This is a genomic window from Curtobacterium sp. ISL-83 (assembly GCF_018613895.1).
Taxonomy (GTDB): Bacteria; Actinomycetota; Actinomycetes; order Actinomycetales; family Microbacteriaceae; genus Curtobacterium.
The window spans coordinates 40,714-63,571 of sequence record NZ_JAGGPH010000011.1 but is presented as its reverse complement, the minus strand read 5'-3'; the positions used below and the strand labels follow the sequence as shown (position 1 = coordinate 63,571).

The following is a 22,858-nucleotide window of genomic DNA, read 5'->3' as shown; positions in this document are numbered from 1 at the left end:
CCCGGGAACGGCAGCAGGGCCTCCCGTCCGTCTGGACTGGAGGCCCTGCTCACGTGCTCTGCGCGCGTCGCGCGCGCTGTCGGTTCAGTCCGTCAGCTCGACGACCAACTCCACCTCGACGGGGGAATCGAGCGGCAGCACCGCGACGCCGACCGCGCTCCGCGCGTGGACACCGGCGTCACCGAACACGTCGCCGACGAGCATCGAAGCACCGTTCGCGACACCGGGCTGACCGGTGAAGGACGGGTCGGAGGCGACGAACACCGTCAGCTTGACGACCCGGGCGACCCGGTCGAGCGACCCGGCGACCGACTGCACAGCGGCGAGGGCGTTGAGGGCCGCCACGCGTGCCTGCTCGGCGGCGGTCTCGGCGTCGACCGCTCCGCCCACCTTGCCCGTCACGGGGAGCGATCCCTCGACGAACGGCAACTGGCCGGACGTGTAGACGTACCGACCAGTGACGACCGCGGGCACGTAGGCGGCGACGGGAGCGGCGACCGCGGGGACGGTCAGACCGAGCTCGATGAGCCGTTCGGCGACGCTCATGCCTGGGCCTTCGGGCGCTTCAGGTAGGCCACGAGCCCGCCCTCGGGGCCGGTCACGACCTGGACCAGTTCCCACCCCTCGTCACCGAAGTTGTTGAGGATGGCCGTGGTGTTGTGGATGATCAACGGCGTCGTGAGGTATTCCCAGCGCATCATGCGGTTCCTTGCCAGCCTTTCAGCCATCGGTGTCGTTTAGGCTGCATCCTATGTCTGCCCAGAAGACGTCTGCCTCGCGGACCAAGCCCGCCTCTGCCGTCGGGGCCTTCGTCGGATTCGTCGGGTTCAGCGTGCTCGCCGGCCTGCTCGTGACGATCGGGGTGACGCCGGCCATCGCGGTCGCCGGTGTCACCACCACGTCGACGATCGGCGTGTTCGAGTCCCTGCCGGAGTACATCGAGATCGGTGACCTCCCGCAGCGCAACGAGCTCTACGCGTACCAGGGCGGCAAGTCCGTGCACTTCGCGACGGTCTACGACCAGAACCGTGAAGAGCTCGACTACTCGCAGATCAGCCCGCAGCTGAAGAACGCCGCCATCGACGGCGAGGACAAGCGGTTCTGGACCCATGGTGGCGTCGACATGACGTCGATCGTCCGCGCCGGTGTCGGCAGCCTGGCCGGTGGCCTCGGCGAATCCGGTGGTGGCTCGACGCTCACGATGCAGCTCGTCCGCAACATCAAGATGCAGCAGGCGCTCGAGCTCCCCACGCAGGAAGCCCGCACCAAGGCCTACAACGACGCGGTCAAGCAGACCATCCCCCGCAAGCTCGAGGAGATGAAGCTCGCGATCGGCCTCGCGAAGAAGTACTCGAAGAAGGACATCCTCACCGGGTACCTCAACATCGCGTACTTCGGCGACCAGACGTACGGCGTGCAGGCCGCCGCGCAGCACTACTTCAACAAGTCGGCAGCAAACCTGACCCCGGCCGAGGCCGCCTCGATCCTCGCGATCGTGCAGTCGCCGAACACACGCAACCTGTCCACGCCGAAGAACTTCGACGCGAACCAGGCCCGCCGCGACGTCATCCTCAAGTCGATGTACGCGCAGAAGCACCTGACGAAGGCCGAGTTCACCCAGGCCATCACGTCCAAGCCCGCGTCGTACGTGCACCTCACGAACCCGACGCAGGGCTGCCGCGCATCGGTCGGCGACGGCTCGCAGTTCTTCTGCGACTACGCCGTCAAGGTCGTGAAGGAGATGTCCCAGCTCGGTGCCACCCAGAAGGACCGCGACACGGCCTGGCGCAACGGTGGGTACAAGATCCAGACGACGCTGAACATCGATCTGAACGCGCAGCAGAAGCAGCTCCTGAACACGTACGACAACAAGGCGGAGACCGCACTGCAGCTCGGCGCGACGCTCGACTCGGTCGAGGCCGGCACCGGACGTGTCCTGACGATGGCGCAGAACAAGGACTTCGACCAGTCCGTGCAGTCTCCGCCGACCGCGACGTCGCTGAACTACAGCGTCGACTTCAAGTACGGCGGGTCGGTCGGTTTCCAGACCGGCTCGACGTTCAAGGCCTTCACGCTCATGGACTGGATCAAGGCCGGTCACGGGCTGAACGAGACGGTGAACGGCACCGCCCGCACCGTATCTCCGTGGACGAAGTGCGGGCAGACCGACTACACGCCGTTCCCGGTTCACAACGACTCCCCCGGCGAGGACGGCAACTACAGCGTCATCGGTGCCACCGCGAAGTCCGTCAACGGCGCGTTCGCGTCGATGGCCCAGAAGCTCGATCTCTGTGACATCAAGACGATGGCGCAGAACTTCGGCGTCCACCTGTCCAAGGGCGGCGAGATCCGCGACAACCCGTCGTTCATCCTCGGGACGAACGAGATCGCCCCGCTGACCATGGCTGCGGCGTACGCGGGCATCGCGAACAACGGGATCTTCTGCACGCCGATCGCGATCGATCAGATCACCAACGCGGCGGGCAAGAAGCTCGGTGGTCAGAGCAAGGACTGCAAGCAGGCCGTCGACCCCTCGGTGGCGCAGACTGCGATCTACGCCATGAAGCGCACGATCACGGGCGGCACGGCCGTCGGTGCTCAGACGTACGACGGACAGCAGCTGTTCGCCAAGACCGGAACCACCGACGAGGCCGAGCAGATCTGGCTCGTCGGTGCGAACACGCGAGTCGCCACGGCCTACTGGCAGGGCAACACCGACGGCAAGAAGATCAACCTGCGCCACTACGCGAACGGGGTCGGCGGCACCTACGCCGGCGCCCGCGCCGACGTCTGGCGCCAAGCCCAGACACCGATCAACGCGGCGTACCCGGGCGGGGCCTTCACCGACCCGGCGCCCGCGGAGATCCGCGGCAACAGCCTCCCGGTCCCGAACCTCGCCGGGAAGTCGGCCGCCGACGCGCAGTCGATCCTCGCCTCGTCGGGACTGACGTTCGTCGACGGCGGCACCCAGCCCGGGAGCGCCGCCGCGGGAACGGTGTCGTCCACCTCTCCGGCGGCCGGATCGTTCGTGTCGAAGGGCTCGAGCGTCACCGTGTACTCGTCCGACGGGTCAGAAGTGGCCGTGCCGGCGATCCCCGGCAAGTCCCTGAACGATGCCCGTGCCGAGCTGAACCAAGCCGGGTTCACGAACGTCGCGATCGCGTCGACGTACGAGAAGGGCGGCGGGAACAAGGAGTGCCGTGTCGCCGCGGTCGACCCCGGCGTGAACACCACCGTGACGAAGGACACCGCCGTGACCCTGAAGCTGTTCGGCGACAAGGACGGCAAGGCACCGGAGCGCTGCAAGTGAGCCGCGGTCGCGCCGGACTCGGGGTCATCGCAGCCGGTGCGGCCGTGGGCGCGGCCACCGCGGCATGGGGCACGCTCGTCGAGCGCCGACGGTTCGGCGTCCGATGGGAGACCGTCCCGATCCTGGCGCCCGGTTCCCGCGACATCACGGTCCTGCACCTCTCCGACATCCACATGGCCCCGTGGCAGGCGGACAAGCAGCAGTGGCTCCGCGACCTCAGCCTGGTCGAGCCCGACTTCGTGGTGAACACCGGCGACAACCTCGGTCACCCCACCGCGAACGCCGCCGTCGAGTACGCGCTCGAACCCTTCCGGGGCGTCCCCGGGGCGTTCGCGTACGGGTCGAACGACTTCTACGGACCCTCGCCCCGCAACCCGCTGAAGTACTTCTCCGGCCCGAGCAGGATGCGGTCGGACAGCCGGCCGGTCCAGCTCGACATCGACCGGCAGACGGCGTTCTTCGAATCGCTCGGCTGGCTCGACGTCAACGACCACGCACACGCCATCGAGCTGCGCGGGTCGCGACTCGAACTCTTCGGGACGTCGGACGCCCACCGGGGCTGGGACCGGCTGGACCTGCTCCCGACCAACGTCGACGAGATGCGCAGCGACGTCCCGTGGTCCGAGGACGAGGACGGCCCCTCCCCCGTCGCCATCGGGATCACGCACGCCCCGTACCGCCGCGTGCTCGACGCGTTCGTCACCCAGGGCGCCGACATCGTCTTCGCCGGCCACACGCACGGCGGCCAGGTCGCGGTCCCCGGGGTCGGTGCGCTCGTCACGAATTGCGACCTCCCGCGTCGGTACGCCAGCGGCCTGCACAAGTGGCAGCACCGCGGACACTGGTCGTGGCTCGAGGTGTCCGCCGGGCTCGGGACGTCGATCTACGCCCCCGTGCGCTTCGCCGTCCGGCCCGAAGCCGTCGTCGTCACCCTGACCGCACGGGCGGGCTGACCCGGCCCGGCTCGACGCGCCCGGGAGTTCTCTCGGTGGTCATCAGGACGCCGAACATCGGATAGACTTCTTGGGTTGCTCCGGTACGGAGTGACCACACCGCGGGGTGTGGCGCAGCTTGGTAGCGCGCCTCGTTCGGGACGAGGAGGTCGCAGGTTCAAATCCTGTCACCCCGACACTGTGTTGAGACAGTGATCACGTCAGGCCCTGGTTCTCCGGAACCGGGGCCTGACGTTCTTCCCGGGGGACCAGCCCGGGCGATCGAGTGCCCGCGAGCATGCACCGAACGACACAACCAGGCGCCGCTGGGCCGCACGCCCCCGCCCGTCCCGTTACCCTGACTGCGACATGCAGATCCCCGAGCGCCTCTCCCCCGTCCTCGAACGCATCGGCGCCGCGTTCCCCGCACTCCGCGACGACCCGACGATGGCGGCGAGCCTGGTGGAGAACGTGTCATCGATGCTGGCCGACGCGGTCCGCCGGTACACGCAGGGCGAGGACCGTTCGATCACGAGCGACCAGTTGCTCGCGGACGAACACCTGGCCACGGGGGCCCTGCACGCCGAACGCATGCAACACCCGGCAGGCGCCATGCTCGCGGCCGAGGTCCTGTTCGACGAGTACCTCCCCGTCTTCGTCGACGAGGTCGGTGCCACGACGACGGCGGAGTTGCTGCGAGCCTCCCGGGCACTCCACGCCGGGATCTGGAGCCGCTTCCCCGCGGGAGCGGTCGCCTACACCGAGGCTCTGCGACAACGCGTCACTACGGCGAACCTGGAATCGCGGGCGCAGGTCGGGCGGGATCTGCACGACCGGGTGGCGCACGGCATCCTCGCCGGGCTGCAGCGCATCGACCTCGCGTTGCTCACCGACCCCCCGTCCTCCGAGCGCGTCGCGTTGCTCGACGCGGCCGCGTCCCAACTCCGCCGTGCCCTCGGTGACGTGCAGGACCTCGCCGTCGCGCTCCACGCACGGGTCGGCGACGACGTCCTGGACGCTGCACTCGTCCGGCACGTCAGGGACATGTTCCCGAACAGCGACCGGGTCGCGGTCGAGTCGGTCGGAACGCCGGTCCCCCTCGCGAACTGGCGAGCGGAGGAATCGCTCACCATCATCCTCGAAGCACTCATGAACTGGTCGAAACACGCCAGCGACGCAGCGGTGCGGGTCCGGTTCGAATGGCAGCCCGATCACGTGACGGTGACCGTGCACGACGACGGCCCGGGGTTCGACACGACCACGGTGGCGGAGGGACGGCTCGGGCAGCGGTCGATGCACGAGCGGGCCGCGCTCATCGACGCCCGGCTCGACGTCAGCAGCACGATGGGCGCAGGCACCACGGTCACGATCGTCATCCCGAAGGGAGCGATGTGACCCCGCCGATCACACACGTGGCGATCGTCGACGACCACCGGCTCTTCCGCGAGGGGCTCGCGACGCTCCTCGCCGCGGTGCCGACCATTCGCGTCATCGCGCACGGGGAGCACCCGTCGGACGTACTCGACTCCCCCGAAGCCGCGGCAATCGACGTCCTGCTGCTCGACGTCGAACTCGACGGGCCTCCCGCTCGCACGACGATCGCGACCGTCCGGCGGAACCATCCGGACATCGCCGTCGTCGTGCTCACCATGCACCGCGACGCCGTCCTGCGCCGGGCGCTCCTGGACGCGGGTGCGGTCGACTTCGTCACGAAGGACACCCCCAGCCGCGAGCTCGTCGACCGCATCGTCCGGGCGACGAGGATCGATGCCGCGCCGGTCACGTTCCCGATCGACCTCGTCACCGAGGCCCGGGCCGGCACGCCGCTCAGCGACCGCGAGATCGAGGTCCTCCGCCTCATCGCCGCAGCCCGATCGAACGCCGAGATCGCCGCCGACCTCGGGCTCGCCGTCGGCACGGTGAAGCGGCACGTCTACAACGTCTTCCGGAAGCTCGACGTCGGGTCACGGGTGGCCGCCATCGCCGCGGCCACCCGGCTCGGCCTGCTGGCGTAGCGTCCGGACGGATGGGCTCCACCGCAGGGCACAGGTCCAGCAGCCGGACGAGCCGACGCGCAGCACGACCACCCGGACCGACGCGCAGCACGACCACCCGGACCGACGCGCGGATAGACCGCGCGGATAGACCGCGCGGACCGACCGCTCGCCCGGCTGTGCGGGCCGACTGCTAGACCGTCGCGCCCGCCGGCACCAACCGGCCCTCGGCGTGCAGCGCCGCCACGACGTCGAGCGCCTGGTGGCGGTACCGCGCCTGCGCAGCACCCGGAGCGACGATCACGCCGTCCGCCCCGGTGGACGCGACGAGCGCGTTGATCTTCGCCGCGACCTCGTCCCGGCTGCCGTACGCCTGCCGTTCCGTGCGCGCCGCGATGAACCGCCGTTCGAGGTCGGTGAACTCGTACGCGCGGGCCTCGTCCATCGACACCGGCTGGGGCTTCATGCCCTGCCGCATCCGGATGAACGAGATCATGCCAGGAGCGCTCTGCTCGTCGATCACGTGCGGGTCCTCGTCGGTCACGACCTGCACGCCGATCAGGGCGTTCGGGGTCTGCCGGAAGCGCGACGGGCGGAACGAATCGCGGTAGAGGGCCAGCGCGGCTTCGGTGTTGTCCGAGGCGAAGTGGTGGGCGAAGGCGAACGAGACGCCGAGCGCGCCCGCGACCTGTGCGCTGTACCCGCTCGACCCGAGCAGCCAGAACTCCGGGACGTCCCCGTAGCCGGGCACGGCCTGGATGCGCGCGAGCGGGTTCTCGGGGTCCATCCCGGTGAAGAACCCGATGAGGTCCGCGAGCCGGTCGGGGAAGTCGTCCACGTCGAGCCGGTCGGTGCGACGGAGGGCCATCGCGGTCGCACCGTCGGTACCGGGTGCGCGGCCGAGACCGAGGTCGACGCGGTCGCCGTAGAGCGCCCGGAGCGTCCCGAACTGCTCCGCGATGACGAGCGGCGCGTGGTTCGGCAGCATCACGCCACCGGAACCGATGCGGATCGTCTTGGTCGCGGCGCCGACGGCGCTCAGCAGGACCGCGGGCGCCGACGAGGTGATCCCGGGCATGCCGTGGTGTTCCGCCACCCAGAACCGCTCGTACCCGAGATGCTCGGCGTGCACGGCCATGTCGATGGAGCCCTGCAGGGCTTCGGTGTTGGACTGGCCGTACTCACGGGTGGCCAGATCGAGGACGGACAGGTGCACAGAAGCGTCGCTCATGTGGACACCAACGTCCGGTCGCGCCGGGGCATTCCGATCAGCGGACCGGACGGTGGGGCCCGGCGCCGGTTCCGGCGCGACGCGCCAGCGGCATGGCGGTTGTGCCGGACGGGAGGCGCGGTGCGGGCCCGCACCGCGCCTCCCGTCCGTCAGGTGGTCACGCGCCGGCCGGCGCTGCGGTCAGTCGCCACGGCTGTCAGTCACCGGGGGCGTCAGTCACCGGGGGTGTCAGTCACCGGGGTGTCAGTCGCCGTCCAGGCGACCGCCGGACTCCGTCAGGTAGCAGTTGGCGCAGAGCGACTCGTACTCGACGTCGACGCCGTCGATGGCGACTTGCGAGCCGTCGAAGACGAACCGGCCGTCGACCTTCCGGGCGTTGAACACGGCCTTGCGTCCGCAGCGACAGATGGTCTTGAGCTCCTCGAGGGAGTGCGCGACCTCGAGCAACCGCGCGCTGCCGGGGAACGCCTCGGTCCGGAAGTCGGTGCGGATGCCGTACGCGATCACCGGGATCTCGTCGAGCACCGCGACCCGCAGCAGGTCGTCGACCTGCCTGGGGGTGAGGAACTGCGCCTCGTCGACGAGCACGCAACTGACCGGCCGGACCATGCCGTCGAGCCGATCCGAGACCGGGTCGGTCGCGCCCGCTTCGGTCACGGCGCGACGGACGTCGGCATCGGGTGCGAACACCAGGTCGACCGTTCGGCTGACTCCGAGGCGCGACAGGATCTCCCGATCACCCTTCGTGTCCACCGCCGGCTTCGCGAGCAGCACCCGGTGCCCACGCTCTTCGTAGTTGAACGCGGCCTGCAGCAGCCCGGTGCTCTTGCCGCTGTTCATCGCGCCGTAGCGGAAGTAGAGCTTCGCCACTACGCGAGGAACCCGTCCTCTGCCGCACGGCGGATCAGGTCCGACTTCTTCGACGCCGGCCGGCCGACCTTGCTGTACTTCTCGCGGACACGACGCAGGTACGTCTTCGCGGTCTCGTACTGCACGTTCATCTGCGCGGCGACCTCGTTCGTGGAGTACCCGGAGACGTACAGCCGGAGCGCTTCTTCCTCACCGTGGCTGAGCTTCGGGCGCTGGTGCGCGCTCGCTCCTGTGGGCAGCGGTCGCCAGTCCCGCTGCGGCGGGGTCTCGCGGGAGACGCCCATGATCTCGCGGGCGACGTCCATGACCTCGCGCATCGGCAGCGACTTCGACAGGAACGCCGCGGCCCCGGCGGCGAGCGCGCGGTCGCGGGACTCACGGCTGTCGACGCTCGAGAGCACGATGACCTTCGCGCCGGCCGCGCGACACGTGCGCACCCGGGCCTCGATCGAGACGGGCTCCTTGAGCTGGAAGTCCAGGAACACCAGGTCCGTCGGGAAGTTGTCGCTGTGGACCATCTCGAGCCAGGTGTGCGCGGTGAGGGCCAGGTCGAAGTCGAAGGCGTTCACCGCGATCCAGCTGGACAGCGAGTCGAGCAGGACCTCGTGGTCGTCGAGGATGGCCAGCCGGACACGTCGGGTCCCCGGAGTCGGCAAGGCCCCGAACCCCTCGGTGAGCCTGTTCGGGTCAGTGCTGGTCATAGGAGAACCTTAGTGCGAGAGCGGATGGGCGGACGGAGACGTCGAGGTCGGGGAACGTCACGCGGAGGACCGCGAAGTAGGGGTCGAACGTGCGGTGGATGCCGACGTCCGAGTCGGCCACGGCGACGTCGAGGTCGATGCCGATCCGCCGACCCTCCACGCGGCGGACCCGCACCCGGAACCCGGCGGGGTCGACCGTGGAGGCGCGGAGCGCGGCCCGCAGGAACGTCCGGACCACGGTGCGCTGGTCGGCGTCGAGGGTCGCGATGAGTCCGTCCGGGTCGTCGACGGTGGCGGCTGATCCGCCCTCGGCGACGACCGCGTACTCGAACCACGTGCGGTCGGCGTCCGCCACCATCGCGCGACGGATGCCGTCCGCGATCGCGCTGGCCCGGGACCGGTCGGCGTCGGTGATCTCGTCGCGGGTGCGGAGCTCCGCGAAGAACGGGGCGACGTCGCGGATCAGGATCGTCGAGCGGTCGCGCTGCACGCTCTCCGCGATGCCGTCGCGGTCCGCTCGCGCCACCGAGTAGGACCCCGCACGGATCTGCACGCGCTCGGCCAGGCCGGCGAACGTCCACGCGAAGGCGACCGACGCACCGGTGAGGATCAGGGTGGGTGCGGCGGCGAGGAACGCCGCCACGACGACCGGCACCTCGAGCGGGAACACCGCGTTCACCGCCCCTGCGGCGACGGCATCGACCACCGCGAGCACCAGCCCGCCGATCGCCAGGTCGCCCCAGGGTCGGTAGGGCGCGACCATCACGATGCCGGTGGCGGTCAGCAGCGCCATGAAGTCGTTCATCGCGCTGCTGTCCGGGCCCCACTGTGCGGCGGTGCTCGTGACGGATGCCAGGCCCAGGAGCACCACGTGCGCGACGAAGGCCCACCGTGGGAACGGTGCGCGGAACGGGCTGGACGCGGTCACCACGACGGCGCCGGACGCGGCGACGAGCAGGACGGTCAGGGCGCTGAGCGTCGGGCTGCCGGTGACGTCGCGGTCGAACACCGACGCCACGATCGCCCACAACACGCCGGCGGCACCGAGCCCGATCGCCATCGGCCGCGAGCCCATCGCCCCGAGCGGGTCGTACTGCTGCGCCGTACGGCTGCCCCCGGCTCGGGCGGTCTCGCCGCCACGGCGTCGCGCGCGGGACTCCGAACCCGTGCGCCGGGCACCGGGTGTCGTCGAGCGGGTCATCGGACCGCCCCGTGCTCGTCGCCGCTGGTCCGGGCAGCGGCACAGTCCGGACCGTCCAGGTGTCCGTACGACTGCTCCGCGCCGGGCGCGACCGGTTCGGCCTGTCGGTGCGCGGCATCCGCCCCGTCGAGTTCGTCGACGCCACCGAGTTCATCGAGATCGTCGACGTCCCGGGGTTCGTCGAGTCCGTCGGGCACGGACGGGGTGCCGTACGGCACGGTCATCATCACGCTCGTGCCGGACCCCGGCGACGACCACACCTGGACGTCACCGCCGACCCGGGCGATGCGCTCCCGCACCGAGCCCCGGAGGCCCATCCGGTCCGCACCCGTCGACCGCTCGTCGAACCCGCGACCGTCGTCGACGACCATCACCGTGCACGCCGCCTGGTCGTGGAAGACACTGACCTCGGCCGCGTCCGTCCCCGCGTGCTTCTGGACGTTCGCCAGGCACGCACCGACGGCTCGCACGAGCGCGGCGACCGACGCGGGTTCCAGCCGGGCGATCGACGCCGGCTCCCCGGTGACCGTGACGTCGAGCCCGAGGGCCCGGTGGTCCGCGACCACGCGCTCGAACGCCGCGACGGCTGCTTCGGGAACCGGTGGTTCGTCGGCCGCCAGCCACTTGCGACCGGTGAGCATGGCGACGTCCGACTCGATCGTCCGCGCCAGGTGGGCGTCGATGGGGCCCGCGGGTGCGAGCGCGATCGCACTGAGGTGGTTCAGCACGGTGTCGTGCAGGATCGCGGAGGCCTCGGCCTCGACGCCGGCGCGGTAGGCCGAGACGTGCTCCTCGCGCGCCGAGCGGAGGAGCTCCGGCTGCACGCGCTGGGACCGCGGGGTGTTGCGGCTGGTGATCAGGACGAGGGCGACCACGAAGGCGAGCGTCACCCACGCCAGCACGAGGGGGTGCGCCTGCCCACCGGCCTGCACGACCGCCAGCGTCGTCGCGACCCGGCCGACCACGAACCCTGCGAACGACCACGCCACGACGCGCCGCGGGACGGCACCGGCGCCGCCGACGAGGATGAGCGGGATCACCACCAGGGACAACAGGTACGACGACACCCAGGGCACCGGGACCTGCGACTGCACGACCCGACCGAACCACCATGCGCAGACGCCGCCGATGAGCAGGAACGCCACGGCCGACCGCCAGGTCCCGAACTGCACGTGCACACCGATCATCGCGAGCATCGGCACCAGCGCGAGCACAGCACCGATCACCGCGACGTGCGGGTCCGCGAACCGGTAGCAGACCAGTGCCAGGCCGGCCGCGATCAGGGACCCGATCGCCGCCGCGTGGAACGCCCGCACGGTCGACCATGCATTCACGCGCGGGGCGAGATGCGTGGGGATGCCGAGCACGGGTCGATGGTCCTTCCGGGGAGACGGTGCCGCCGACCACCACCGCGCCGGACGAGGAGCGATCGTGTACCCCGAAACGAGATGCCTTCGGCGACGTGCTCGATGATACCGGCAGCATCTGATCGTGACTGTCCCCCGAACGCGGTCGACCGTACCCGGCCGGGCCGGACCGTCAGAACAGCGTCGCCGTCCCGGTCGGCCGGAGCAGCCGCCGGTCGAACCCCGGATCCGCTCGCTTCAGGGGCGAGGTCGCCGGTACGGACTGCTCGACGAAGGGCGACGGACCGTCCGAGAACCCCATCGAACCGGTGGCGGGGTCGACCCGGCCGAGGCCGACCCCGTGGGACCGCAGGATCGGACGGATGCGCTCGGCGAGCCACCGCCGGTAGTCCTTCGGGGCGTAGGTGTTGTCGAGGTACATCGAGCGGTACCGCGCCACGAGGTCCGGGTGCGTGCGGCCGAGCCATTCGAACCACCACGGCTTCACCCCGGGGCGCAGATGGAGTGCCGAGTACGTGACACTCGTCGCGCCGGCCGCCGCCGCCCGGCCGACGGCGTCGTCGAGGTGCGCCCGGGTGTCGGTGATGTACGGCAGCACCGGCATGAGGAACACCGAGCAGTCGAGCCCGGCGTCGCGGACCGCCCGCACGGTCGCGAGGCGAGCGGACGTCGTCGGCGTCCCGGGCTCGACGGTCTGCTGCAGGTCGTCGTCGTACACCGCGATCGACATCGCGAGGTCGACGCGCACCCGCTCCGCCGCCGTGGCCAGCAGCGGCAGGTCGCGCCGCAGCAGGGTGCCCTTCGTCAGGATGCTGAACGGTGTGCCCGACGCCGCCAGCGCCTCGATCACGCCGGGCATCAACCGGTAGCGCCCCTCGGCACGCTGGTACGGATCGGTGTTCGTGCCGAGTGCGACCGGGTGCCGGTCCCACGAGGGCTTGGCGAGTTCGCGGGCGAGGACCTCGGCGACGTTGGTCTTCACGACGATCTGCTGGTCGAAGTCCGCTCCCCCGTCGAACTCCAGGTAGGTGTGGGTCGGGCGCGCGAAGCAGTACACGCACGCGTGGCTGCACCCGCGGTACGGGTTGATCGTCCACCCGTAGGCATCACCGCTGCCGTCCGCGGAGGGCACCCGGTTCAGGGCGCTCTTCGCGAGGACCTCGTGGAAGGTCACCCCCGCGAACTCCGGCGTCGTCACACTCCGGACGAGGCCACTGTTCGACTCGAGCCCGGGCAGGGCGTCATCCCGCTCGGCATCGATCGCCTGTCCACTCCATCGCATGCGTTCATTCGAACACACGTTCGAACACCGTGCAAGCCGACGGCGCTCGGCGGGTCGGTCAGTGGTGCAGGCCGAGGACCTTCGCGGTGCGCACGAGCGTCTGGTCCGCGAGCTCCGGGTCGTCGCCGAGGTCCTGCCCGTAGGTCGGCACCATCTCGCGGACGACGGGTTCCCAGCGGTCCCAGCGGTCCGGGAAGCACCGGCGCAGCAAGCCGAACATGATCGGGACCGCCGTCGACGCCCCCGGGCTCGCCCCGAGGAGACCCGAGATCGACCCGTCGGCCGAGGTGATGACCTCGGTCCCGAACTGCAGGACGCCGCCCTTGGCCTTGTCCGGCTTGATCACCTGCACGCGCTGACCCGCGGTGATGCGGTGCCAGTTCTCCGGCTGGGCTGCGGGCATGAAGTCGCGGAGGGCTTCGAACTTGGTCTGCTTCGAGGCGAGGAGCTGCCCGACCAGGTACCGGACCAGGTCGAAGTTCGAGAACGCGACGCTGAGCATCGGCCGCAGGTTGTGCGGGCGGATGGACCGGAACAGGTCGAGCACCGAACCCTGCTTCAGGAACTTCGGGCTGAACCCCGCGTACGGGCCGAACATCAGCGACGAACTGCCGTCGACGATGCGGGTGTCGAGGTGCGGGACCGACATCGGCGGCGCCCCGACGCTCGCCTTGCCGTAGACCTTCGCCGCGTGCTTCTGCACGACCTCCGGATCGTCGGTGCGCAGGAACTCGCCCGACACCGGGAAGCCGCCGTACCCGCGGATCTCCGGGATGCCGGACTTCTGCAGCAGGTGCAGTGCCCCACCGCCGGCCCCGACGAACACGAACCGTGCGGCGATGCGCTCCGTCGACCGCCCGATCTCGTTGCGGACGTCGAGCACCCACCCGTCGGAGACCTTCGAACGGGTGAGGTTGCGCACCTGGTGCGAGGGCTCGAACTCGACCCCGTCGAGCTCGAGCTGGTCGAAGAGCTGGCGCGTGAGTGACCCGAAGTCGACGTCGGAACCGGCGGCCGAGTACGTCGCCGCGATCGGCTGGTCCTTCTTGCGACCGGGGATGAGGGCGGGCGCCCACTTGCGGATCTGCTCGGCGTCGTCGGAGTACTCGAGTCCGGCGAACAGCGGGTGGTCCTTCATCGCTTCGTACCGGGCGCGCATGTACGCGACGTTCTCGGCACCCCAGACGAAGGAGATGTGCGGCGTCGGGTTGATGAAGTTCGACGGCTCCGGGAGCGTGCCGATCTCGACCAGGTGCGCCCAGAACTGGCGGGACACCTGGAACTGTTCGTTGACGGTGACGGCCTTCGCGATCTCGACGCGGCCGTCGGGGAGCTCGGGCGTGTAGTTGAGCTCGCACAGCGCGGAGTGGCCCGTCCCGGCGTTGTTCCACGGGTTCGAGGATTCCTGCGCGACGGTCCCGAGACGCTCGTACACACGGATGCGCCACGAGGGTTCGAGTCGGTGGATGATCGCGCCGAGCGTCGCGCTCATGATCCCCCCGCCGACGAGGACGACATCGATCGGTTCCACCTGCTTCGTTGCCACCAGACGATCCTCCTCCCGGCCGTCCCTGGTCGCTGCCTGGTGCGCTCCGCTACGCGGCGACCGTGCGTCGGGCGACGATCGTCTCGGCGATCTGCACCGCGTTCAGGGCGGCACCCTTCCGCAGGTTGTCGTTGCTCACGAACAGGGCGAGGCCGTGCCCCTCGGGCGCGGACTGGTCCGGCCGGATGCGGCCGACGAAGGTCGGGTCCTGCCCGGCGGCCTGCAGCGGCGTCGGGACCTCGGAGAGCTCGACCCCCGGCGCGTGCGCCAGCAGCTCGGTCGCCCGCTCGGGAGACAACGCACGCTCGAACTCGGCGTTGACCGAGATGGAGTGCCCGGTGAAGACCGGAACGCGGACGCAAGTGCCCGCGACGAGCAGGTCCGGGAGCTCGAGGATCTTGCGACTCTCGTTGCGGAGCTTCTTCTCCTCGTCGGTCTCGCCGAGTCCGTCGTCGACGATGCTGCCCGCGAGCGGGATCACGTCGAACGCGATCGGCCGGACGTACTTCACCGGCTCCGGGAACGTGACCGCCGAGCCGTCGTGGGTCAGCGCGGCCGGGTCCTGTTCGATCGCGGCGCGCGCCTGACCGAGCAGTTCCTCGACGCCGGCGAGACCGGACCCGGAGACCGCCTGGTACGTCGTCGCGACCAGCCGACGGAGACCCGCTTCGGTGTCGAGCACCTTGAGGACGGGCATGATCGCCATCGTCGTGCAGTTCGGGTTCGCGATGATGCCCTTCGGGGCGTGGTCGATCGCGTGCGGGTTGACCTCGCTGACGACGAGGGGCACGTCCGGGTCCATGCGCCAGGCGCTGGAATTGTCGACGACGATCGCGCCGGCTGCGGCAAACTTCGGTGCCAGTGCGCGGGACGCGGTCGCACCCGCCGAGAAGAGGGCGATGTCGATGCCGGACACGTCAGCGGCCTCGGAGTCCTCGACCACGATCTGCTCGCCGCGGAACGGCAGCGTGGTGCCGGCGGAACGGGCGCTCGCGAAGAACCGGACGCTCGTGGCCGGGAAGGCGCGCTCCTCGAGCAGGCGGCGCATCACGGCGCCGACCTGGCCGGTGGCGCCGACGACGGCGACGGTGAGGTCTGGGGTGGTCATGCGCGTGCTCCTAACGGCCGGTGCCGGCGTAGACGACGGCTTCGGTGTCGCCGTCGAGCCCGAAGGCCTCGTGCACGACACGGAGTGCCTCGTTGAGGGTGTCCGCCCGGGTGACGACCGAGATCCGGATCTCCGAGGTCGAGATCATCTCGATGTTGATCGATGCCTCGTGCAGGGCGCGGAACAGCTGCGCCGAGACACCGGCGTTCGTCCGCATGCCCGCACCGACCAGGGCGAGCTTGCCGATCTGGTCGTCGTACTGGATGCTCTCGTACCCGATGTCGGCCTTCGCGACCTCGAGCGCGGTCAGCACGCCCTGCCCTTGGTCCTTCGGCAGGGTGAACGAGATGTCCGTCCGACCGGAGACCGCCTCGGACACGTTCTGGACGATCATGTCGATGTTCGCACCGGCGCGCGCGACGATCGTGAAGATCTCGGCGGCCTTGCCCGGCTGGTCCGGGACCCCCACGACGGTGATCTTGCCCTCGGAGAGGTCTCCGGCGATGCCGGTGATGATCGGTTCTTCCACGGTTTCCCCTTCGGCAGGGTTGTAGACGATGGTGCCCTCGGCGTTGGAGAACGACGAGCGGACGTGCAGGGTGACGCCGTGCCGACGGGCGTACTCGACGGCACGGATGTAGAGGACCTTCGCGCCGGACGCGGCGAGTTCGAGCATCTCCTCGCTGGTGATGCGGTCGATCTTGCGGGCCTTCGGCACGACGCGGGGGTCGGCGGTGAAGATGCCGTCGACGTCGGTGTAGATCTCGCACACGTCGGCGTCGAGGGCTGCTGCGAGCGCGACCGCCGTCGTGTCCGAGCCGCCGCGGCCGAGCGTGGTGATCTCACCGGTCGTCCGGTTGAAGCCCTGGAACCCGGCGACGATCGCGACGTGCCCGGCGTCGAGCGCCTCGCGCACCCGCTTCGGCGTGACGTCGACGATGCGGGCCTTGCCGTGCTGGGCGTCGGTGAGCATGCCGGCCTGGCTGCCGGTGTACGACGAGGCTTCGACCCCGAGGCTCTTGATCGCCATCGCGAGGAGCGCCATCGAGATGCGCTCCCCCGCGGTCAGGAGCATGTCGAGCTCGCGGCCGGCCGGGATCGGAGTCACCGAGTGGGCGAGGTCGAGGAGCTCGTCCGTCGTGTCACCCATCGCCGAGACCGCCACGACGACGTCGTTGCCGGCCTTCTTCGTCTGGACGATCCGCTTCGCCACGCGCTTGATGCTCTCGGCGTCCGCGACGGAGGATCCACCGAACTTCTGCACGATCAAGGCCACTGGCTGGTACTCCCGGGACGACGGATCCGCGACGGTGACGCGGTTCGAACAATGCTAGACGGTGTTTCGGAGATGTTGCGTCGGGCGCCCGTGCACGCAACGATCGTGCGCGATAGCACCGCTCGCACCGGCCGCCAAGGTCGGGCGGGACGCTGTGCGGACGGCGGACCGGACTCGACGTGCTGTCAGCCGCCGACCACTCGCCGGCCCTCGAAGGCACGACCGAGCGTGACCTCGTCCGCGTACTCGAGGTCGCCACCGACCGGCAGCCCCGAGGCGAGCCTGGTCGTCCGGATCCCCATCGGGACGAGGAGTCGGCTGAGGTACGTCGCCGTCGCCTCGCCCTCGAGGTTCGGGTCCGTGGCGATGATCACCTCTTCCACGGTGCCGTCCGCGAGCCGGGTCAGGAGCTGCTGGATGCGGAGGTCGTCCGGACCGATGCCGTCGATCGGGCTGATCGCACCGCCGAGCACGTGGTACAGCCCGCGGAACTCCCGCGTGCGTTCGATGGCCGCCACGTCCTTCGCTTCCTCCACCACGCAGATCGTCGCGGGCGAGCGGCGCGGGTCACGGCAGATGCCGCACCGGACCGACTCGGTCACGTTGCCGCAGACCTCGCAGAACCGCACGCGCTCCTTGACGTCCGCGAGGAGTTCGGACAACCGGGTCGGGTCGAACGACTCGGTCTGCAGGATGTGGAACGCGATGCGCTGTGCCGACTTCGGGCCGATGCCCGGCAGACGGCCGAACTCGTCGATGAGGTCCTGGACGATGCCGTCGTACATCAGGCGCCTTCCTCGTGCAGGGACGTCTCTTCGATGAACTGCGCGCCGAGGATCTCACGGACCACGGCCTCGCCGTAGCGGCCCGCGACCGCGGCGCGGTGGACCTGGGGACCCGGGGTGCTCGGCGACGGGGTGGACCGGGTCGGAGCGGCGGCACCGGTGGGACCAGCGCCGACGGGACCGGCACCGGCGGCCGGAGCGGTCGTGGGACGGGCGGTCGTGGGGCGGGCGGTCGTCGAGGGACGAGCGCCCGCTCCGCCGGCAGGCGGCCGGGATCCACGACCGTGGCCGGGATCGGGGAAGGGCGCAGCATCGTCGTACGGGTCGTCGTCGAGCGGGTAGTCGTCGACCGGGACGTCCGGGGTCGCGCCGGCCGGGACGGGAGGCGCGACCGCGGCCGACGGGGCTGCTGCCGGTGTGCCGGTGGCCGGTTCGGACGGACGGCCGACCGCCGCGGTCGCCGCCGGCTGCTGGCGGTCACCGGTGCGTTCCGCAGGTGCCGTGGCGGCCCCGGCCGGAGCGCTGCCGAAGGGCGCGGCCCAGGCGGGCTCGACGTCTTCGGGGACCGCATCCGCTGCCGGGTCCGAGGCGGGGATGGTCGCGACTGCCCACTCGGTCACCGGACTGCCGGTGGGGGCGGCGGTCGGCGATGTGGTCCGCGCCGGCGCCTCAGCCGAGGAGGACGTCGTGGCCGCAGCCGCTTCCGCGGGTGCCGACGGTGCCGGAGCCGGAGCCGGGGTGGAGACTGCGGTCGGTGCCGGTGCCCCTTCCTGCGCGCGTCCCGGCGTTTGCTGCCGTGTCTGCACCGAGGGTCCCGTGAGCGCATCGGTCTGCTCGCCCGAGGTCGACCGGTCGGGGCTCGGCTGCGGGCTGCTCGCCTGCGAGGCGGCTGCCTGGGTGGCAGCTGCCTGGGCGGTGGCCTGTTGGGTGGCGGACGACCTCTCGGTGGCTGGCTGCGCGGCGGCTGGCTGCGCCGGTCGCTGCTGTCCGCCGCCAGCCGGTCCACGCGCCACGAACTTCACCCGGAGGCCGAGGACGTCGACGATCGCCGCTCGCAGCAGTTCGCTGACGCTCGTCGACGGGTCGGACATCTCCTTGAAGGACACGACGTCCTGCTGGCTGGGGAACGTCAGCGTCAGGACGTCGTCGCGGAGCGCCGTGACCTGCGCGGTCACGACGACGGACCACGCAGAACGCTTCGCGTGCTGGACGTGCTCCACGATCTGCGGCCAGGCGTCCCGCATCTGTTGGAAGCCCACGGCACCGATGACCTCGACAGCCGGCTCCGCACCGATGGAGGTACCCTGCCCGGTCGACGAGGGGCTCACGGGCTCGGTCACCGGTCGGGGTGCGTCCCGGACCCCCGAGCCGTCCGGCGTCGCTTGCCGAGGAGCGACGTCACCTGGAGCCGTCTCCGGCGCCACCGCGGCCCAGGACGCCGCGGCATCCCGCACGACCGCGCTCGGGTCCGCGTCGGCTGACCCGGCAACGGCGCCCGCCGCCTCGTCGCCACCTGCGGGAGCCGTCGAGGCGCCGGCAGGAGCGTCCGTTCGGGCAGGAGTCCCGCCCGCGGAGGCCTGCGACTGGCCGGCATCCGCCGGCGTCGCGGAGGCCACCGACTGTGCAGTACCGGGCGACGGCGCGGCGTTCCGCGACGGCTCGGCGCGCTGCTGTCGCGCCTCCGTCGGCTGGGTCGCGGACGCGACTGGACGCGCGTCGTGCGAGCCGTTCCCACCGGGAGCGGGGCGCGACCCGGCCGGGGGCATGACCGCGACGGGGGCCTGGTGTCCACCGGCGTCACCGACGCCGACCCGTCGCTCGAGTCGCTCGACGCGCGCGAGCGCGCCCCGCTGGGTGTCGTCGGCCTCAGGCACGAGCATGCGTGCCGTCATGAGTTCGAGGTGGAGGCGCGGTGAGGTCGCACCGGTCATGTCGGTGAGGGCGCGGTTGGCGATGTCGGCGGCGCGCGACAGTCCGACCGGGCCGAACACACCGGCCTGGCGGCTCATCGTGTCGAGTTCTTCGGGCGAGATCCCCCGGAGTACGGCGGCAGCGCTCTCGTTGGTCGCGGCGACGACGATGAGGTCACGGAGTCGTTCGAGCAGGTCCTCGACGAAGCGCCGGGGGTCCTGACCGGTCTGCACGACACGGTCGATCGCCGCGAACGCGGACGCGGGGTCAGCCACGGCGAGGGCGTCCACCACGTCGTCGAGCAACGCTGCGTCCGTGTAGCCGAGCAGCGCGACCGCCCGCTCGTACCGGATGGAGCCGTCTTCGCTCCCCGCGATGAGCTGGTCGAGCAGCGAGAGCGTGTCGCGGACGGAGCCACCGCCCGCGCGGACCACCAGGGGCAGCACGCCGGGGGCGACCGTCACGGATTCCTGCTGGCAGAGCTGCTCGACGTACTCGAGCATGACCGCCGGCGGGACGAGCCGGAACGGGTAGTGGTGCGTCCGGGACCGGATGGTCCCGATGACCTTCTCCGGCTCGGTCGTCGCGAAGATGAACTTGACGTGCTCGGGCGGTTCCTCGACCAGCTTGAGCAGGGCGTTGAAGCCCTGGGGCGTCACCATGTGTGCTTCGTCGAGGATGAAGATCTTGTAGCGGTCACGGGCCGGCGCGAACACGGCACGGTCCCGGAGGTCGCGGGCGTCGTCGACACCGTTGTGGCTCGCGGCGTCGATCTCGATGACGTCGAGCGACCCGCTGCCGCCACGCGCGAGTTCGAGGCAGCTGGGGCAGACGCCACACGGAGTGTCCGTCGGCCCTTCGGCGCAGTTCAGGCACCGCGCGAGGATCCGTGCCGACGTGGTCTTGCCGCAGCCCCGCGGGCCGCTGAAGAGGTAAGCGTGGTTCACGCGGTTCGTCCGGAGCGCCGTGCGCAGCGGATCGGTGACCTGCGACTGCCCGATCAGCTCGGCGAAGTTCTCGGGCCGGTAACGGCGATACAGGGCGGTGACCACGGATCCAGGGTAGTCGGCGCGACCGACACCGAGGGCCGCTGTCCACAGGTCCGCGCGACCACGCACCCACGTCGGTCAGGGAACGAAAAGACTCCTCACGCACCCTGCGCGCACACGAAAAGACTCCTCACGCACCCGCCAGAGCCCGGTTACCCTTGCTGCGTTTCCGCCCTGGGGGAGTTGGCCTGGATGGCGTCACGTGAGGAGCCGCCGAGAAGTCTACCGGACGGCGCGAGGAAGATCGGACACATGAAGATCGCCATCGCCGGAGGACACGGCCAGATCGCCCTGCTCCTCGCCCGCCAGATCACCGACGCCGGCCACGACGCCGTCGCCATCGTCCGCAACCCGGCCCACGTCACCGACGTCGAGCAACAGGGTGCCCGCGCGATGGTCGCTGACCTCGAGCAACTGGAGGACGACGACCTCGCGCTGCGCCTCCGCGGTGTGGACGCGGTCGTCTTCGCCGCGGGAGCCGGTCCGAACAGCGGTGCCGAGCGGAAGCTCACCGTTGACCGCGACGCGGCGATCCTGCTGGCCGACGCCACTGAGCGAGCCGGGATCCGCCGCTACGTGATGATCTCCGCGATGGGCGCCGACACGTACGATCCGGAACGAGCGGTCGTCCCCGCAGCGGACGAAGCGGCCGTGTTCCAGGTCTACCTCCGAGCGAAGGCGGAGGCCGACGCGAACCTCCGCGCCCGGAGCCTGCGGTGGACGATCGTCCGTCCCGGCGCGCTCCTGGACACGCCGCCGCAGGGCACGGTGGACGTCGGGGTGACCGTGCCGCGCGGCTCCATCCCGCGCGCCGACGTGGCCGCCGTCGTGCTCCACGCCCTGCTCGACGACACCGCCGTGGGCGTGCAGTTCGAGGTCACGAGCGGGAACACACCGATCCCCGCCGCCTTGGTCGCGCTGGGCTGACCCGTTCCAACCGAGACGGCGGCGTCACCGTCGAGACACGGCCAGGCCGCCGAGACGCCGCCCCATCCCGCGGCGTCTCGGTACGTCCGCGGCGTCTCGCCACATCCGCGGCGTCTCGCTCAGGCCGGCGCCCCCCTACAGCGCCACCGCGGCCGACTGCCGCGCGATCTCCAGCTCCTCGTTCGTCGGGATGACGAGCACCGCGACACGTGACGTGTCCGTGGAGATGAGTCGGGCCTCCCGGCTGGCCAGCTCGTTTCGATCCGCGTCGATCTCGATCCCGAGGTGCTCGAGCCCCGCCAGCACCCGTCGACGCAACAGCGCGTTGTTCTCCCCCACACCCGCGGTGAACACGACGGCGTCCAGCCCCCCGAGCTGTGCCGTGTACGCCCCCACGTACCGGCGGATGCGGTGCCGGTACACGGCGAGCGCCGCTTCGGCCTCGTCGTCCCCGTCGAGCGCCGCCTGCTGCACGTCCCGCATGTCGCCGTTGCCGGTCAGCCCCAGCAACCCCGACTGCTTGTTGAGCATCGTGTCGAGGTCGTCGAAGGACATCCCGGCCTCGCGGTGCAGGTGGATGAGCACGGCGGGGTCGAGGTCGCCGGAACGGGTCCCCATCACGAGCCCCTCCAGCGGCGTCAAGCCCATGGAGGTCTCGATCGAGCGCCCGCCGTCGATCGCTGCGGCCGACGCCCCGTTGCCGAGGTGCAGCACGATCGTCTTGAGCTCGGCGAGCGGACGTCCGAGGAACTCCGCGGCCTGCTCGGAGACGTACTTGTGGCTCGTGCCGTGCATGCCGTACCGACGGACGCCGTACCGCTCCGCCAGGTCGGCCGGGATCGCGTACGTGTAGGCCTGCGGAGGCATCGTCTGGTGGAAGGCGGTGTCGAAGACCGCGACGTGCGGCACCGTGTCGAACACCTGCTGCGCCGCGCGGATCCCTTCGAGGTTCGCGGGGTTGTGGAGCGGCGCGAGGCTGCTCAGGGCGTCGATCTGCTGCTCGACCTCGGGCGTGACGACGGTGGCGCGGTCGAACGTGGTCCCTCCGTGCACGACGCGGTGTCCGACGACGGCCGGCGGGTGCTCGTCGAACGAGGGTCCGACCTTGGCGAACGCGTCGATCATCGCCTGGAACCCGGCCGCGTGGTCGGGGACCGACGCGGCGTCGTTCGACGACGACTCCCCCGTGAGTGCGTTGGTGTGCTTCCACGAGCCGGTGGGCTCGCCGATGCGCTCCACGAGCCCGGTCGCGAGCATGCGTTCGCCCTCGAGCTCGATCAGCTGGTACTTGAACGAACTCGATCCGGAGTTCACGACGAGGGCTGCGGTCACTGGGGTCACTCTCTGTGGTGGGCACGGCCCGCGGTG

At 70.6% G+C, this 22,858-nt stretch carries 19 protein-coding genes, 1 tRNA gene and 1 other RNA gene; 6 read left to right on the top strand and 15 right to left on the bottom strand.

Going from position 1 to position 22,858, the window contains the following annotated elements:
• Positions 1–84 precede the first annotated feature (84 nt).
• The gene (locus tag J7E22_RS10440) at positions 85–546 is read right to left on the bottom strand and encodes a RidA family protein (RefSeq protein WP_214981669.1); all 462 of its coding nucleotides are present in this window, start codon (positions 544–546) and stop codon (positions 85–87) included.
• On the bottom strand, positions 543–701 hold the full coding sequence (locus tag J7E22_RS10435; protein ID WP_214981668.1) for a DUF4177 domain-containing protein: 159 nt from the start codon (positions 699–701) through the stop codon (positions 543–545). Before J7E22_RS10435 ends, J7E22_RS10440 begins: the two co-directional genes overlap by 4 nt.
• A 50-nt stretch (positions 702–751) precedes the next feature.
• On the opposite strand from J7E22_RS10435, the gene J7E22_RS10430 reads away from it, so the two are divergent.
• From J7E22_RS10430 to J7E22_RS17960, 5 genes are all read left to right on the top strand, one after another.
• The gene (locus tag J7E22_RS10430) at positions 752–3,310 is read left to right on the top strand and encodes a transglycosylase domain-containing protein (protein WP_214981667.1); all 2,559 of its coding nucleotides are present in this window, start codon (positions 752–754) and stop codon (positions 3,308–3,310) included.
• The gene (locus tag J7E22_RS10425) at positions 3,307–4,263 is read left to right on the top strand and encodes a metallophosphoesterase (protein ID WP_214981666.1); all 957 of its coding nucleotides are present in this window, start codon (positions 3,307–3,309) and stop codon (positions 4,261–4,263) included. The genes J7E22_RS10430 and J7E22_RS10425 overlap by 4 nt, the downstream gene beginning before the upstream one ends.
• 102 nt (positions 4,264–4,365) lie before the next feature.
• A tRNA-Pro gene (locus J7E22_RS10420) sits at positions 4,366–4,439 on the top strand.
• A gap of 172 nt (positions 4,440–4,611) precedes the next feature.
• Entirely contained in the window at positions 4,612–5,637 is a 1,026-nt protein-coding gene (locus J7E22_RS10415) for a sensor histidine kinase (protein WP_214981665.1), read from the top strand.
• On the top strand, positions 5,634–6,257 hold the full coding sequence (locus J7E22_RS17960) for a response regulator transcription factor (protein ID WP_214981664.1): 624 nt from the start codon (positions 5,634–5,636) through the stop codon (positions 6,255–6,257). The genes J7E22_RS10415 and J7E22_RS17960 overlap by 4 nt, the downstream gene beginning before the upstream one ends.
• 172 nt (positions 6,258–6,429) lie before the next feature.
• Here J7E22_RS17960 and J7E22_RS10405 read toward each other — a convergent pair whose 3' ends face one another.
• The 12 genes from J7E22_RS10405 to ffs form a co-directional block, all read right to left on the bottom strand.
• Positions 6,430–7,467, bottom strand: coding sequence for an LLM class flavin-dependent oxidoreductase (locus J7E22_RS10405; RefSeq protein WP_214981663.1), 1,038 nt, complete (start codon positions 7,465–7,467; stop codon positions 6,430–6,432).
• A gap of 243 nt (positions 7,468–7,710) precedes the next feature.
• Complete coding sequence (locus tag J7E22_RS10400) at positions 7,711–8,337, bottom strand: thymidine kinase (RefSeq protein WP_214981662.1); 627 nt, start codon at positions 8,335–8,337, stop codon at positions 7,711–7,713.
• Positions 8,337–9,038: a response regulator transcription factor gene (locus J7E22_RS10395; protein ID WP_251008979.1), complete on the bottom strand. Its 702-nt coding sequence runs from the start codon at positions 9,036–9,038 to the stop codon at positions 8,337–8,339. The genes J7E22_RS10400 and J7E22_RS10395 overlap by 1 nt, the downstream gene beginning before the upstream one ends.
• On the bottom strand, positions 9,025–10,239 hold the full coding sequence (locus J7E22_RS10390; RefSeq protein ID WP_214981661.1) for a hypothetical protein: 1,215 nt from the start codon (positions 10,237–10,239) through the stop codon (positions 9,025–9,027). Before J7E22_RS10390 ends, J7E22_RS10395 begins: the two co-directional genes overlap by 14 nt.
• A complete protein-coding gene (locus J7E22_RS10385; protein WP_214981660.1) occupies positions 10,236–11,606 on the bottom strand; it encodes a sensor histidine kinase in 1,371 nt (456 codons plus the stop codon). Before J7E22_RS10385 ends, J7E22_RS10390 begins: the two co-directional genes overlap by 4 nt.
• A gap of 172 nt (positions 11,607–11,778) precedes the next feature.
• Positions 11,779–12,888, bottom strand: a complete 1,110-nt coding sequence (locus J7E22_RS10380) for an Rv2578c family radical SAM protein (RefSeq protein WP_214981659.1) — start codon at positions 12,886–12,888, stop codon at positions 11,779–11,781.
• Between the two features lie 58 nt (positions 12,889–12,946).
• Positions 12,947–14,434 carry a malate:quinone oxidoreductase gene (locus tag J7E22_RS10375; RefSeq protein ID WP_214981658.1) on the bottom strand — a complete coding sequence of 496 codons (1,488 nt, stop codon included), beginning with the start codon at positions 14,432–14,434 and terminating at the stop codon, positions 12,947–12,949.
• A 49-nt stretch (positions 14,435–14,483) separates the two neighbouring features.
• Complete coding sequence (locus J7E22_RS10370) at positions 14,484–15,542, bottom strand: aspartate-semialdehyde dehydrogenase (RefSeq protein ID WP_214981657.1); 1,059 nt, start codon at positions 15,540–15,542, stop codon at positions 14,484–14,486.
• Positions 15,543–15,552: 10 nt separating this feature from the next.
• Positions 15,553–16,818 (bottom strand): aspartate kinase, encoded by a 1,266-nt coding sequence (locus J7E22_RS10365; protein ID WP_214981656.1) that lies wholly within the window; start codon positions 16,816–16,818, stop codon positions 15,553–15,555.
• Between the two features lie 185 nt (positions 16,819–17,003).
• Positions 17,004–17,603 (bottom strand): recombination mediator RecR, encoded by a 600-nt coding sequence (gene recR / locus J7E22_RS10360; protein WP_214981655.1) that lies wholly within the window; start codon positions 17,601–17,603, stop codon positions 17,004–17,006.
• Complete coding sequence (locus tag J7E22_RS10355; protein WP_214981654.1) at positions 17,603–20,566, bottom strand: DNA polymerase III subunit gamma and tau; 2,964 nt, start codon at positions 20,564–20,566, stop codon at positions 17,603–17,605. The genes recR and J7E22_RS10355 overlap by 1 nt, the downstream gene beginning before the upstream one ends.
• A gap of 115 nt (positions 20,567–20,681) precedes the next feature.
• Positions 20,682–20,778, bottom strand: an RNA gene (gene ffs, locus J7E22_RS10350) — signal recognition particle sRNA small type.
• 37 nt (positions 20,779–20,815) lie between these two features.
• On the opposite strand from ffs, the gene J7E22_RS10345 reads away from it, so the two are divergent.
• On the top strand, positions 20,816–21,490 hold the full coding sequence (locus J7E22_RS10345; protein WP_214981653.1) for an SDR family oxidoreductase: 675 nt from the start codon (positions 20,816–20,818) through the stop codon (positions 21,488–21,490).
• A gap of 135 nt (positions 21,491–21,625) precedes the next feature.
• Here the strand turns inward: J7E22_RS10345 and J7E22_RS10340 are convergent, their stop codons facing one another.
• Positions 21,626–22,822: an acetate/propionate family kinase gene (locus tag J7E22_RS10340; protein WP_214981652.1), complete on the bottom strand. Its 1,197-nt coding sequence runs from the start codon at positions 22,820–22,822 to the stop codon at positions 21,626–21,628.
• Positions 22,823–22,858 lie beyond the last annotated feature (36 nt).

Excerpts from the sequence above, each read along its gene's own strand:
- J7E22_RS10440 (WP_214981669.1), bottom strand. The coding sequence starts at position 546 with ATGAGCGTCGCCGAACGGCTCATCGAGCTCGGTCTGACCGTCCCCGCG.
- J7E22_RS10370 (WP_214981657.1), bottom strand. The coding sequence starts at position 15,542 with ATGACCACCCCAGACCTCACCGTCGCCGTCGTCGGCGCCACCGGCCAG.
- J7E22_RS10415 (WP_214981665.1), top strand. The coding sequence starts at position 4,612 with ATGCAGATCCCCGAGCGCCTCTCCCCCGTCCTCGAACGCATCGGCGCC.
- J7E22_RS10380 (WP_214981659.1), bottom strand. The coding sequence starts at position 12,888 with ATGCGATGGAGTGGACAGGCGATCGATGCCGAGCGGGATGACGCCCTG.
- J7E22_RS10430 (WP_214981667.1), top strand. The coding sequence starts at position 752 with ATGTCTGCCCAGAAGACGTCTGCCTCGCGGACCAAGCCCGCCTCTGCC.
- recR (WP_214981655.1), bottom strand. The coding sequence starts at position 17,603 with ATGTACGACGGCATCGTCCAGGACCTCATCGACGAGTTCGGCCGTCTG.
- J7E22_RS10435 (WP_214981668.1), bottom strand. The coding sequence starts at position 701 with ATGATGCGCTGGGAATACCTCACGACGCCGTTGATCATCCACAACACC.
- J7E22_RS10345 (WP_214981653.1), top strand. The coding sequence starts at position 20,816 with ATGAAGATCGCCATCGCCGGAGGACACGGCCAGATCGCCCTGCTCCTC.
- J7E22_RS10395 (WP_251008979.1), bottom strand. The coding sequence starts at position 9,038 with ATGACCAGCACTGACCCGAACAGGCTCACCGAGGGGTTCGGGGCCTTG.
- J7E22_RS10390 (WP_214981661.1), bottom strand. The coding sequence starts at position 10,239 with ATGACCCGCTCGACGACACCCGGTGCCCGGCGCACGGGTTCGGAGTCC.
- J7E22_RS10405 (WP_214981663.1), bottom strand. The coding sequence starts at position 7,467 with ATGAGCGACGCTTCTGTGCACCTGTCCGTCCTCGATCTGGCCACCCGT.